At 53.2% G+C, this 13,295-nt stretch carries 12 protein-coding genes; 4 read left to right on the forward strand and 8 right to left on the reverse strand.

From position 1 onward, the window contains the following. Positions 1-2 precede the first annotated feature (2 nt). On the forward strand, positions 3-533 hold the full coding sequence (locus ACN0XZ_RS14530) for a PAS domain-containing protein (protein WP_417458509.1): 531 nt from the start codon (positions 3-5) through the stop codon (positions 531-533). Here ACN0XZ_RS14530 and ACN0XZ_RS14535 read toward each other — a convergent pair. From ACN0XZ_RS14535 to ACN0XZ_RS14550, 4 genes are all read right to left on the reverse strand, one after another. Next, a complete protein-coding gene (locus ACN0XZ_RS14535) occupies positions 530-2,089 on the reverse strand; it encodes a SulP family inorganic anion transporter (protein WP_417458510.1) in 1,560 nt (519 codons plus the stop codon). The genes ACN0XZ_RS14530 and ACN0XZ_RS14535 overlap by 4 nt on opposite strands. A gap of 182 nt (positions 2,090-2,271) precedes the next feature. After that, positions 2,272-2,544 (reverse strand): hypothetical protein, encoded by a 273-nt coding sequence (locus tag ACN0XZ_RS14540; RefSeq protein ID WP_417458511.1) that lies wholly within the window; start codon positions 2,542-2,544, stop codon positions 2,272-2,274. A gap of 65 nt (positions 2,545-2,609) precedes the next feature. After that, positions 2,610-4,409, reverse strand: a complete 1,800-nt coding sequence (locus ACN0XZ_RS14545; RefSeq protein ID WP_417458512.1) for a monovalent cation:proton antiporter-2 (CPA2) family protein — start codon at positions 4,407-4,409, stop codon at positions 2,610-2,612. Further along, the gene (locus tag ACN0XZ_RS14550; protein ID WP_417458513.1) at positions 4,406-4,945 is read right to left on the reverse strand and encodes an NAD(P)H-dependent oxidoreductase; all 540 of its coding nucleotides are present in this window, start codon (positions 4,943-4,945) and stop codon (positions 4,406-4,408) included. Before ACN0XZ_RS14550 ends, ACN0XZ_RS14545 begins: the two co-directional genes overlap by 4 nt. Positions 4,946-5,167: 222 nt before the next feature. Here ACN0XZ_RS14550 and ACN0XZ_RS14555 point away from each other — a divergent pair, with 222 nt between their 5' ends. Further along, entirely contained in the window at positions 5,168-5,542 is a 375-nt protein-coding gene (locus ACN0XZ_RS14555; RefSeq protein WP_417458514.1) for an energy transducer TonB, read from the forward strand. On the opposite strand, the gene ACN0XZ_RS14560 is transcribed toward ACN0XZ_RS14555, so the two are convergent. The 4 genes from ACN0XZ_RS14560 to ACN0XZ_RS14575 form a co-directional block, all read right to left on the reverse strand. Further along, positions 5,523-6,425 carry a LysR family transcriptional regulator gene (locus tag ACN0XZ_RS14560; RefSeq protein ID WP_417458515.1) on the reverse strand — a complete coding sequence of 301 codons (903 nt, stop codon included), beginning with the start codon at positions 6,423-6,425 and terminating at the stop codon, positions 5,523-5,525. The two genes, ACN0XZ_RS14555 and ACN0XZ_RS14560, sit on opposite strands and share 20 nt — an antisense overlap. 80 nt (positions 6,426-6,505) lie before the next feature. Then, positions 6,506-9,715: a TonB-dependent receptor domain-containing protein gene (locus ACN0XZ_RS14565; protein ID WP_417458516.1), complete on the reverse strand. Its 3,210-nt coding sequence runs from the start codon at positions 9,713-9,715 to the stop codon at positions 6,506-6,508. A gap of 53 nt (positions 9,716-9,768) precedes the next feature. Next, positions 9,769-10,758: a FecR family protein gene (locus ACN0XZ_RS14570; protein ID WP_417458517.1), complete on the reverse strand. Its 990-nt coding sequence runs from the start codon at positions 10,756-10,758 to the stop codon at positions 9,769-9,771. 38 nt (positions 10,759-10,796) lie between these two features. After that, entirely contained in the window at positions 10,797-11,399 is a 603-nt protein-coding gene (locus tag ACN0XZ_RS14575) for an RNA polymerase sigma factor (protein ID WP_417458518.1), read from the reverse strand. 644 nt (positions 11,400-12,043) lie between these two features. On the opposite strand from ACN0XZ_RS14575, the gene mobA reads away from it, so the two are divergent. Both mobA and ACN0XZ_RS14585 read left to right on the forward strand, forming a co-directional pair. Further along, positions 12,044-12,604, forward strand: a complete 561-nt coding sequence (mobA, locus tag ACN0XZ_RS14580; protein ID WP_417458519.1) for a molybdenum cofactor guanylyltransferase — start codon at positions 12,044-12,046, stop codon at positions 12,602-12,604. 240 nt (positions 12,605-12,844) lie between these two features. After that, positions 12,845-13,051 carry a cold-shock protein gene (locus ACN0XZ_RS14585; protein ID WP_417458520.1) on the forward strand — a complete coding sequence of 69 codons (207 nt, stop codon included), beginning with the start codon at positions 12,845-12,847 and terminating at the stop codon, positions 13,049-13,051. Positions 13,052-13,295: the final 244 nt, after the last annotated feature.

Genomic DNA, 13,295 nt, shown 5'->3' on the forward strand with positions numbered 1-13,295 from the left:
TCATGTTAACAGAACACGGCAAAACACTGCACAGAACATGGGAAGATCTACCCAAACGCCCCAATGAGGCGCTTCCCATTTGGCAGGATATAAAGGCCGTTTGTATCGCTGCGATCATGAAGCACCTCTGGATACTGGAGTATCAACCTCCCGAGGCTTTGATTGTACGGTTCATGGGATCGGAAGTTGTCAGGCTGGGCGGGCAGGACAACACAGGGAAGGACTTCCTTAAAACAAGAACCGCGCCCGAAAACAGGGCAAAAATGCTGCGAATATACAGCGCATGCTGGACCACACCCTGCGGCGCGCAACTCACCCGCATCCTTAGGACCAAAGGGCAAGACACTCAACTTCTGCAAACTGTTTTTTTTCCGCTCGCGCATGAGCGGGAGGGGCATTGGGCACTGCTGGGCCTCAGCGAAATTGTCAAGATCGCGCCAGGCGGCGAGGATGACGGCATTGCTGATTATGCCAGCAGTGAACTGCTGCCACCTGAGTTTATCGATATCGGCTACGGCATCCCCAAAATTTAAGATGCAGCTTTCGCGTCATTCTCGTCATCAAACGTGTGGCCATAGTCAACGGCCACACCATATCTGGGATCTTCAACCTCAGAAGCCCGCACGAGTGACCCGGCCTTTTTCAACAGCTTTCTACAATCTGCACTCAGGTGGCGGAGCTGGAGAGTTTTACCCGCCCGCTCATACTTGTCGGCTAGGCTATCAATAGCCTGCAGGCCAGAGTGGTCCAGCACCCGCGACCCCGCAAAATCGACAATCACCTCGCCCGGATCAGTCTTGGGATCAAACAGGTCAGCAAAGCTTTCAATTGAGCCAAAAAACAGGGGTCCGTTCAGGCTATAGACCTTGCGCCCATGCTCATCAATTTCTGCGCGGGCCGATATTCTGCGCGATGCTTTCCACGCAAAAACGAGCGCGGAGAAGATGACACCCACCACGACCGCGATGGCCAGATCACTGATCACCGTCACGGCGGAAACAAGCACCAGCACAAAGGCGTCTGAGCGCGGTATCTTGTGCATGATACGGAAGCTGGACCACGCAAACGTACTGATCACGACCATAAACATCACACCTACAAGCGCCGCAAGCGGTATCTGCTCAATGGCGCCAGAGGCAAACAGGATAAACGCCAGCAGGAACATCGCGGCAGAACCAGAGGAAAGCCTGGTACGCCCGCCGGATTCGATGTTGATCATGCTCTGGCCGATCATGGCGCAGCCGCCCATGCCACCAAAAAATCCGGTTACGATATTGGCTGCACCCTGCGCGGCACACTCCTGGCTCGCGCCGCCCTTGGTCTCGGTAATCTCCGCAACCAGATTGAGTGTCAGTAAAGACTCGATCAACCCGATCGCAGCCAGTATCACGGCGTACGGCAGAATAATCGTCAACGTTTCCATGTTGAAAGGAACAGAGGGGATATGAAATTTTGGCAGGTCACCCGCGATGGAGGCCAAATCACCCACCCGGCCGACGTCAAGGTTGAACACTGTCACAACCGCTGTGGTGACCAGAATGCCCACAAGCGGTGCCGGGATAAATTTAAGGTAGCGCCCGGCAAGAACAATCACCGCCATTGTGGCCGCAACAAGTGCCAGCATGAGGTATAGTTTCTCGCCCGTAAGCCAAACCGGTGCACCGTCAGGTCCTGCAACCTTAAACTGCCCGAGCTGTGCCAGGAAAATAACAATCGCAAGCCCATTCACGAACCCGAGCATTACCGGGTATGGTACCATGCGGATAAATTTCCCCAGCCGCGCGATGCCTGCAAAAACCTGTATAATCCCCATCAATACGACCGTCGCAAACAGATACTCAACCCCGTGGTTGATCACAAGCGAGACCATGACCACGGCGAGCGCGCCGGTCGCGCCAGAGACCATGCCAGGACGGCCACCAAAAAGAGCGGTTATGAGACCAACGATAAATGCGGCATAGAGGCCAACGAGCGGGTGAACATGCGCGACAAAAGCAAAGGCAACCGCCTCGGGCACAAGAGCGAGTGCAACCGTAAGGCCGGAGAGAAGCTCGGTTTTAATACGGGCCGGGGTGAAGGAAACGGTCATCTTTTTGTCCAGATACTGAGTGAAATAGTTAGGCCTAGATTTCGCCCGCAGGCCGGTAGGCTTGAAAATTAGCGTGCCTTCTGCGCCATATGGCGAGGAAAAGCAAGCCTCGCAAGGCATGGAGTCTATACTCAAGCGCCTTGGTCAGCATGTATATTGCCCCACAAAATTGAGGCGAAGCGTTAGGCTTCCAATGGTATCTCGATTGCGGTCTCACCAGCATCAAGCATGTAGACAACGGCGAACATGGCAATCTTGCCCATCTCTTCGGTTACCTGGCCAGCGTCCCGCGCATGCATGTAACCGCTGATCAGGCTTGCTGCCTGCCCGTGATCCATCTCCACCTCACCAAGCAACCCTAGAACAACTTTATAGTCATTGTCTGAGACGTCAAAGGTGCCATGAAGAAAGGTCTCTCCGTCCTTCAGGACTGTTACGGACAAACTTTTGGGCATGGGAATTCCTTATTCGGCTTTTGGCCTTAGGTTCGGCCCTTTAGTGCCCGTGACCGTTCACCTTGTCAACGCCAGTCTTTGTCTGAGACGTGCTCTGCCTCGTCTGCGCTCATCAGCCTCTCAAGCTGTTCGCGTGACTTTTTGGCGTAGTCAATGGACTTTTTCTCGTCACCACGGAACGCCGCGGACGCCACCAGCATCTTTTCATCATAGGTGCGGAATTTATGGGCAGCCCGGTGTGCTTCATGCGCACCAAAACCAAGCTCCCTGAGCGCTAGCTCTCCAAGTTCAAGGGCGGAGGCAAATGTCTCCCGCTTCACAAGCGTGACCCCCAGCTCCCGAAGATCATTCACGTTTGGGCGGTTACGCGCACGTGCAAGAATTGTGAGGTTGGGGAACTGTTCGCGCGCAATCTTGGCAGCGGTATAAACCGCGTCCGCATCATCCATCGCGAGCACCAAAAGACGGGCTTTATCTGCTCCTGCAGCCTCAAGCAAATCAAGCCGTGTGGCGTCGCCGTAGAAAACCTTGTAGCCAAATTTGCGGATAAACTCGATATGATTGGGATCATGGTCGATAATCGTCAATGGCATCTTGAGCGACATAAGGAAGCGTCCGATGATTTGGCCAAATCGCCCAAAACCGGCGATGATTACATGCCCTTGGTTGGCCACCACATCGCTCGGGCGTGGCACCTGCTTGCCCGCCTTCTGATAGAAAAACCGGTCATACAGATAAAGCAGCAGTGGCGTTGTTAACATTGAAAAAGTGGCAACAACCACAAGAAGGGCCGCCAGTTCCGGCTCCAAAAGGCTGGCCCCAAGCGCCACCGAAACCAATACAAAGGCAAACTCGCCGCCCTGCGAAAGTAGTGCACCGAGCAACAAGCGGTCTGTCCTGACGTGCCCGGCCAGGCGCCCTACCGGCAGCAAAACCAGTATCTTAACAGCCACCAAAAGAGCAACCAAACCAAGGACCAATGCGGGTTCTTCTACGAGGAGGGAGAAATCCACCGACATGCCGACCGCGATGAAAAACAGGCCGAGCAAAAGCCCCTTGAAGGGCTCAATATTCAGTTCTAGCTCATGCCGGTATTCGGACTCCGCAAGCAGTACACCGGCCAGGAAGGTGCCGAGCGCCATGGACATACCGACCGCTTCAGCCAGCAAGCCCGCGCCCACCACCAGGAAAAGCGAGAAAGCGGTGAATATCTCCCGAAGGCGCGTAGAGGCGATAAAACGGAGAATGGGGCGCAGCGCAAAACGTCCGCCAATGACGATGAGAGCAAAAAAGGCAAACACCTCAAGGGCAGCAGCCCAGCCATCGCCGCGTGAGCTATGTGCTCCGGGCTCTAGCAAGGGTACAATCGCCAGAAGTGGCACCACCACGATGTCCTGGAACAGAAGGATGGCAAACGCAGAAATGCCAACGCCTGCACGCGCCAACCCTCGTTCTTCAAGCGACTGCAATGCAATGGGCGTGGATGACATCGCGAGCGCTGCACCGATAATCATTGCAGCGGTGAAACCAAGGCCGAGCAAGAAACCAAGCAACGCCAGCACCAGCGTGGTGCCCACAACCTGCATGCCACCAAGACCTATGGCTGGTCGCCGCAGTTGCCACAGCTTCTTAGGGTTCAGCTCCAGCCCGATCAGGAACATCAAAAGCACCACACCAAATTCTGAGAACTTGAGGATCGCATCCACGTCGCTGATGAGCTCAAACCCCCATGGGCCGATGACCATGCCGGCTACGAGATAACCGAGTGCTGCGCCAAGCCCAAGCCGCTTGAAAACAGGCACAGCAATTACCGCGGCGCATAGATAGATAAGAGCATTGCCGAGAAAGCTTTGTTCCATGATCATTCTTTCTCCCGCGCGATAGCATTCAACCGCTCGATGTACTGATCCGCGATCGCACCACGTTCTTTGGTGTTCAGGCTTCGCGCGGCATGCACCACGAAGCTTGGCAGCAACTTCATGCCGCAAAATGTAGCGGTTTGATTGAGCGGGGTGAGATAGGTGTCTATATGGCCGCCATGCGGCTGCGCTTCTGCATACGACGTCACCTCACCGCCCGTGCTGGCTGCAATCATAAACTCCTTGCCCTTGAGCGCCGTACCACCCTGACCAAACGCAAAACCGGGTGTGAGCACGCTGTCTTGCCACTCCCGGAGGATTGACGGCACGTTGAACCAGCGCACAGGAAACTGCATCAGGACAATATCGCTGTTTACCAGATGTTCCTGTTCAACCGGCGCGTCGATATAGAAGTTAGGGTAGAGCTGATAGAGATCGCGCACCAACACATTTGGCAAAGTGGAGAGGCGCTGCATCAGATATGCATTCAGGTAGGAGCCTCTTGGGCTTGGGTGGGCATAAAGCACCAGAATACGTTTCATAGAGGCGCGACCTTCAGATGGAATTGACCATAAGTCTAAAGCCGAGGTCCCGCCTAAGCCAGTGCCCAGATCAAAATATTCTCTAAACCCGAGTTAAAATGTTATTAATACAAAAGATGCATAGTCATATGTCTGTGCACGATGGGCGAAATGAGGTCACTTCCCTCGGCCCTATTGTAGTGGTGTAGTCTTTTCTCTCACGTCAACAAAATGAGCGGCAAAATGAAACTTTCTGCATCTTCACTGATCAAAACCTCAATGCTGGTGGCAGCTTTGATTTTTAGTGCACCTGTTTCACATGAAGCATTCGCAGACGCCATGTCTGACTGGCAAAAAGCGGTTGTTCAGAAAGTCGCCGCAAAGCAGGTTTATCCGCGAATGGCTGTCGCTCAGCAGATAGAGGGCAAAGCCAAGGTAAGGCTAACAGTTGCAGCAGATGGCACCATCAGCCACTTTGAGATTGTTGAACCAACCGGCGAAGATGTGCTCGACAACTCGATCCCAAAACTCGTGGAACGCTTAAACCCATTACCCGCGCTGCCGAACGGGCAAAACGAAATGTCGTTTGTCCTGCCTCTTAATTGGTCGCTTGACTAAAAGGCTTGTGTATTTGGCCCGCAAGGGCCAATTCAATCTGCGGTGCCCGGTCCAGAATATACTGCCGAAATGCACGCATACGCGCGGCCGCCCGCATGTCACGGTGCGACAGCAACCAGACATCTAACGTGGCTTCTGGCTCGCTGATACGCACCAACTCAGGGTACGCATCTGCCAGCAAACATGGCACGTAACCTATGCCAGCTCCTCTCCGGATCATTGAAAGCTGTATCTGCACATTGTTGAAATGCCCTCTGACCTTCAGCTTGGGGAAAGGGGAGTGTGCAACCCAGTCGGGGCAGTCAACAGGGTCACCCCATGCGACCCATCTGGCGTCACTGTCTTCGGCATGAGGGTCGTGCGCTTCCAGATACTCTCGTGCGCCATAGATGGCCTGATGAACATTGCCTAGCTTGCGACCGATCAGATGCTCGGGCGGCGCGGACGTAAACCGAATGGCAACATCTGCCTCGCGTTTCGAAAGGTCAAATACCTGCATCGAATCTTCTATCCGGAGGCGAATATCCGGATACTGATCCATGAAGCCCATAAAGAGATCAGTAAAACACCCAATCGCAAGCATAGCGTCAGGCAAAGTGACCCGCACCTCGCCACTTAGGGCGTCATCTCGTCCTGCCACTGCTCGCCCAAAACTGTGCAGGTTTTCGTCCGTTGAAAGCGCAACAGGCATAAGTTCCTCACCTGCTTTGGTAAGGCGAAAGCCGTCCGGCAGGCGGTCAAATAGCCTGACGTGCAACGCTTCTTCAAGCGCATCAATGCGGCGTGACGCAGTGCTATGGCTGATACCAAGCTGCCTGGCTGCCACACGCATTGATGGCGCTTCCGCAACGGCCAGAAAAATTTTGAGGTCATCCCAGTTCATGGCGCAAATTTGCACCACATGCCCGCAATCATCAACGCATTATTGCACCAGAATGGATTTATAATATCACGAGGGCGAGACTAAAAATCTACGACGACACCAACATAAAAACGACGACCGATTACGTCATAATATTCGGGGAAGGTGTCTCCGACCGACCCGCCATAAACCGGGTTTGGCTTTGTATCGAGAAGGTTACGAACACCGCCATAGATGGTCGATTTTTGACTAATCCGATATCTGGCCGCGAGATCATGATACCAGACAGACTTTATCTGCACCGCATCAATTGCATCGGGGTTCGTTGCTTCAAGCGCCGCTCGCGCGGCCTGATTGGAGATAGCGCTGCTCCGGTACCGCGCGTCCCAGTCAAGCACCCAGTCGCCTATGCCAACACTCATACCTACCTGAAAACGGTGTTTCGGGAACCTTGCCGTACCGCGCTCATGAATGATGCCCGCGCCCTTGAAAGCTTCCCAGTCCACCTTGTGGTTATAGGCATAGCGGCTGACCACTGAAAGCTCGTTGATAAAACCGAAAAGCTCGCTTTCCTGAAAAGTTGTGACGTACTGAAAATCGATGTCCATACCCTCAAGGGTCTGACGGCCCCGGTTAATGTATGTTGTCTCAATCGCATACAATCGGCCGGTATCTCTTTCGCGACGAATGTAGTGCTCACCGGTAACCGGGCTGATACCGCAAAATCTGTCGCTCAGGCCTTCACTCTCGTAACAGGCCTTCAATATCTCGTCGCCCGCAGCGGCGACAATCAGGTTATCAATTTCCATATGATAGAGATCGACCCCTACCCTGAAACGTCCGGCAATAGGTGACGTGACACTTTCACTGTCATACACAAAACCAAGCGTGAAGTTGGTCGAATGCTCTTCTTCCAGATTGGGGTTTCCAAAAATCAACCGTTCAACAAAACCCGATGAAATATTCGTTTTGCCGCCCACCCCGAGAAGGCCGGTAGTTGCACAGTTTTCTTTAACGGTGTCGGACACATCCGCACCTTCAGCGCATGGGTCTGCATATCCACCAAATGTATTGGGGCCTGCTGAAAAAAGCTCGGCAATATTCGGGATACGGCGGCCTTCCTGATAGGAAACCCGAATGCCAAAGCCAGGCACGGGTGACCATAACCCGCCCAAATGCCAGTTGGTCACAGACCCCACCGTTGAGGCAGAAGAAACCCGCCAACCTGCTGTCAAGGTAAGCTCGTCTATGGCCGGAATGTCCGCGAGCAGAGGCAAGGTAACGTCCGCATAGGCATCAAAAACGCTGAACGACCCGGAAGAGCCTGGATACCTTAACGCCCCGGCAACCGGACGGTTAGCAAGCCCGCTGTCAGGCTTGTCATCGAGCCCTTCGAAACGATACTCAACGCCAAAACTTACACGTGCAGGCTCCTCAGTGAAAAGGTCCACCGGCCCTGCAAATGCGGAACTTACAATATGCTGGTCTGCGTGCAGGCGCCGCACAGCATCGGGCGCCGTCAAAAACTCTTTCTGTTCCGGGCTTATTACACCCGTGCCAAACGGGTTAATGACCGTGCAAGCATCGATCAAACCACACAAATCAGGATCAACGGCCGCCTGATAATTGGTGAGATCAAGCAAACCAGACCGCACCTCCCGCACCTGGCTACGCCCAAACTGGTAGTAGATATCGTATGACCACTCAGGGGCCAGCATGCCCTGTAGACCAAGCATCGATCGTATAGTTTGCCGCTTGATGTCGGTATGCCGCGGACCAAGCTCAACAAAACGGCGTTGGACGATCAGACTGTCCACGTCGGGAATGCCCGCGAGCACATCCCGCAGCGCATCCGGCACGTAAGGGTTGCTGAGCGGGATGGTGATCAAAGTGTCTTTGTCGACCAACAAACCACTTGAATAGTAAACGGGAATAGGTGCCAGCGTAGTAGTGACGTTTGTGGTTGCAACACTGTTCTCAAAAATCAGCCGGTCGCCTGAGGAAAATTCATACTTGGCATTCAGTGTACCAAACACCCTGTTAAGTGGTGTTACCAGTGTTTGGCGTTCAGCGTAGTTATAGAGCTGGTCCTCGCGCCCCTCAAACAGTTCGAGATTGCGGCCATGTTTGTCGAAAAAATAATACCCATCGAGCTCGATCTCTTTACCGTTACTGTCAACAACAGTCCCGATGGCGGCTTGCCCTCCAAGCCCACTGCCCCCAAAGCCCGGAAGGAATGCGGCACCGGGAACGCCAAGAAACGTCTGTACGCCATTCAATGCAAAACCGCTGGGTTTCTGGGTTAGAGACCTTGAGTTCATCAAAAGCCCGGATTGGTAATCAACAGCCAGATTGGCTACGACACTCCCTCGGCCTTCAGCGAACTTGGTACCGTAGGTAAGCGAGCCTGCAATCTCCTCCCTATCGCTTCTGCCCGTGACACCGGTTTGAACTGCAGCGGAAAGGCCGTCGAACGTATCTCTCAGCTTGAAGTTGATGACCCCTGTCACCGCTTCACCGCCAAAAGACGTGGCTGCGCCACCGCTCACCAACTCCACTCGCTCAACCAGCCCCGCAGGAATAGAGTTCAGATCAACGCCGTAGAGCGACTGATTGCCACCATAAGTGGGAACAAAACGGCGTCCGTTGACCAGCACCATGGTGCGTTCTGGCCCCACACCCCGCAGGTCTGCCATATTGAGGCCCGCGACTGTGCCAAACAGTGTTGTGTTGGCGGACGTCACATCGCTCAGCATCGCAGGCAACTGGAACAGATAGTCGGAAACATTAATGTTCCCGCTAAACTGGATGCGGGTGCCCTCAAGCGACATGGTTGGTTTAAACTTGAAATACGGCGGGTTGCTCGTGCGCGTGCCAACAACAAGCAGCTCGTCTACAATCGCATTGGCATCAACTGCCAGCGACTGGAGTGTGCCGTAGGTATCGCCGTCAGCCTCCACACTCGCCAGCGCAACTTCTTTGGGCATCTCCTCCGGCACGATCGCCAGCATGTCACCGCCAACATCCACAGCGCGCAGGCCAGTGCCGTCCAGCAGAAGATCAAGCGCGACCTTCGCCGTAAAATCCCCCTCAAGGTTGCGGCATCTCTTGTTATCAACAATGCGGCTATCAAAGACGAGCGCGAGACCAGTCAGGTCGGTAAATTCGATCAGGGCATTAGAGAGGGGCTGGGTCGCGAAGTTAAAATGTACATAGGTATTCAGGCCGGCAAATTCCTCCGCCAATACAGAGGAAGATAGCAGTATCGCCATCGCCCCCGCTGATACCGTAGATTTCAACTTCAAAGCCATTCGCCGCTTTCAACACCCAGCATTAACGCCCCACAGATCGAGAATGCAGATGTTTACTCGTTTTGGCTGGCGTACAAAAGAATAACACCATCGATACGCTTAACTGCCATCAATGAAAAGGCAGATTCGAGTGCATCAACCACCACATTCTGATCGTTGAGATTGAATGTGCCGGTTACGGGCAAGTTTTCGATTTCGTCATCGGCGATTTCGAGAGGCGATTTGAAGTAACGGTTCAAATCCTCAACCACTTCAACTAGCGGTGTCTTTTCATACATCGCCTTACCGGTGCGCCAGGCAAAAACCGACGATTCATCAAACTCGCTGACCACAGCGTCGTTCATTGATGGCATATGCTCGACTTGCTGCCCTTCTGTGAGCCGAGCCAGTTCTTTACCAGCTTGGCCGTCACGCGCATGCTGAGACACGGCCACAAGGCCAGAAAGAACAGAAACCAAATTGGATGAGGCGCCCAAACGTACGTTAAACTGCGTACCCAAAACGGTAACATCCGTCTTGCCTGCATTCACAACAAAGGGGCGCTCTTTATTGTGAGCGACTTCGAAAAACGCTTCACCACGCTCAAGACTTACATGCCGAACACCCTCGCTGAACTCAGTTTTCAGCTTCGAGTTAGTATTGAGCTGTACCTGGCTACCATCCTCAAGTTGAACAATCCTGCGCTCGCCAACTGCCGTCTCATAATACTGTGCGTCGGGCGCGGGTGACCACATGGCCACACTCAAGGCAACAGCCGCAACAAACGTTGCCGCAATAGAAGAAACACCTGCGAACATACGGCGGCTGCGCTTGGCTTCAACGGCGGCATGCAGTGCCGCGACCATTTGCTCTTGGAGCATGTGCTCACCAACCTGATCTAGCTTCGCGAGCATCACCTCGAGCTCGGCCTGCGCGGCATCATGAGCCTGGTCCTCAGCCCTCCAGACCGCATTCGCGCGCTTCTCATCCCTTGAGGCTTTGCCGCTCAGGAGCTTCGAAACCCAGGCTGCGGCCTGCTCGTTTATGTCCATTCGTTGGTTCATTGTCATCATCTCAAGGCCCTTTACTGCCCCCTAGAAACTCAGCTTTTGCCTCGTCGCGCTTTGCGCGGAAGTGGCAAAACTGTACTATTTTCCTTACGAACAAGACGCGCTCTCAATCTCTTGAGCGCATCCATCATATATTTCTCGACCGTACTCTCCGACACACTCAACTCCAGTGCGATGTCTGAGTAGGTCTTTCCCTCAAATCGATTTTTCACGAATGCCGACCGAGCCTTTTCCGGCAATTGGCGAATGGCCTGAACCATCGCATCGACATCCTGTTTGTGACCAAGCGCCTCTTCAGGCGTTGGGTCATCACATGGGACAGCGGCCACAGTGTCCGCCACGCCGTCCTCTTCAACCTGCACATGTCGACTAAGAACCCTGCCGCGGCGTTTCAACTCGTTGATCGCCAGATTGGCTGCAGTCTTGAACAGAAGCGCCTGCGGGTTATCGATCCGTTCAACAGACGCAAATCTGTAGACGCGCATGTAAACATCCTGCGCCACATCGGCGGCATCGGATACGCTGCCCAGCTTTTTGGTCAGCCACCCAACCAGCGTTCCGTGGTGCTCCTTGATACAACGCTCAAGGGCACGCACATTCCGCTTGCGGGTTACTTCGTCCAAAATCCCACTCACAGCTGACTCACATGTTTCTTCGTCAGAGCGTCGTGTCGCGAAGCCGTCGGAAACCAAGCCAATATGCGGTGTACGCTGAAGCAAAAACTATCGATCCTATCCCTGTAAGCCTGAGCAAAAACTATTGCGCCCAAAGCCCCAATAAACCGAAATCTCTGTGCTAATCTTTCGGTCTGAAAAGTAATAAATCTATGGAAATAAGCCATCAATAAAAAAAATTGGAGGGAAACCCCAATTCCCGCTGTCATAGAGGGTGAAACACTTTTGGTGTTTCCTCTCATGTTTTACCTTGGTCGCGGAGAAGGTGTTTTACTTTCTCCGCCCCATTTTTTATTTTTTTTACACGCCTTAACTTTCGAAATATTTCAGGATTTCCTGTATTTTTCGTTACTTTATTGTAGTCAGTCTTGCTCGCCAAGCTCACTGCTGCATATTTGCAACACACCCTCAGAAAGTTCCATTAACACCCACGGACAATCTTCCCTATGTCTAGAGTGATACGGATTCTATAAACCAAAGATATAGGGATGCTTAACGCAGACCTATTAACGCGCCTTTCCGATTCGTTTTCTATCGTCGGCCACGTGCTCCATAGCTATCATGTTTTGCTAAAATATAAATAGAGATCAAGAACGGAACTGTGTGTGAAGGGCGATCCATCACCGAAAACAGAGACGCACAAAATCACCGGCCTCATTCTGGCGGGCGGGCAATCTCGGCGCATGGGCCAAGACAAAGCGGGCCTGATATATCGCAGCAGATCATTGCTTGATCGTGCCACCGACCTTCTCAGACACCTACCCGTCGGCGATATCGTGGTTTTGGGACGGGAGGATACCAAGTACGGCGTCCGTGATACGGAACCTCATCTCGGCCCTGCCCGCGCCATAAGGAATTGGCTACGCCGTCAGGACAAACCTATGAATCTGTTGGTGATACCTGTTGATATGCCTGAGCTTGGGCGAGAACAGCTCTATGAGCTTCTTGCTCACGAAAAGGGCGCTTATTTCCATGATCTCTACCTGCCTTTTTATGTGCGCGCCGCCAAAGCCAGCGCGGTCCATGCCAGCACTGAGCGCATGCGTGATCTCATATCAGCCTTTGACCTAACGGAACTTCCGGTTCCCGTTCACTGGCGAACGGCCCTGATGAATATAAACACACCAGACGATCTTCGTGCCCTTGAAGAAAGGCAGCTTGGTTAACACCACACTGCTCAAAACGTTGTGGTTGCTGCGATATTTGAGCCACAGCCACGAAAATTTAACCAAACTGTAGCTTGATTCCGCTGGACAGTACCGATGGTTGTTATAAGGTGCGCATGCATGGTGCGTGGGTTCAATTGTCTGCGCCCCGCATGCGGACTGCGACTGATCTGCCTGGTACCGACCTGTTAACAACACCGATGCCAAGACTGACTTCGCGATATTATGGAGACCATGATTATGGCAAAAGGTACTGTTAAGTGGTTCAACACCACAAAAGGTTTTGGGTTCATTAAGCCAGAAGCTGGCGGCGATGACGTATTCGTGCACATTTCTGCACTGGAGCGCGCTGGCCTTCAGACTCTCGACGACAACCAGGCTGTTTCTTACGAGCTGGTTGAAGACCGTCGCGGTCGTATGTCTGCTGGTGACATTCAAGTTCTCTAATCAGGGTTTCACCTGGTTACTGAAAGGGGCGGTTTTCCGCCCCTTTTTTGTTGCGAAAACATAACACTCCTCCCCCACCCAAACGCCTTGTCGCAGAACTCTCACCAAGCATCGCTTTCTGTCGCCGAAACAGTTGCAAAAGTAACTTCCGGGTGGCAGGAAAATAAGCGTATGGTTCGCAAACATAGCCAACTGCCATGGGGACAACATCGGCAAAGCTGATGATCAGGGCAGCGACGACAGG

Origin of the sequence: Kordiimonas sp., from assembly GCF_048264555.1 — a bacterium.
In the GTDB taxonomy this organism is placed as follows: domain Bacteria; phylum Pseudomonadota; class Alphaproteobacteria; order Sphingomonadales; family Kordiimonadaceae; genus Kordiimonas.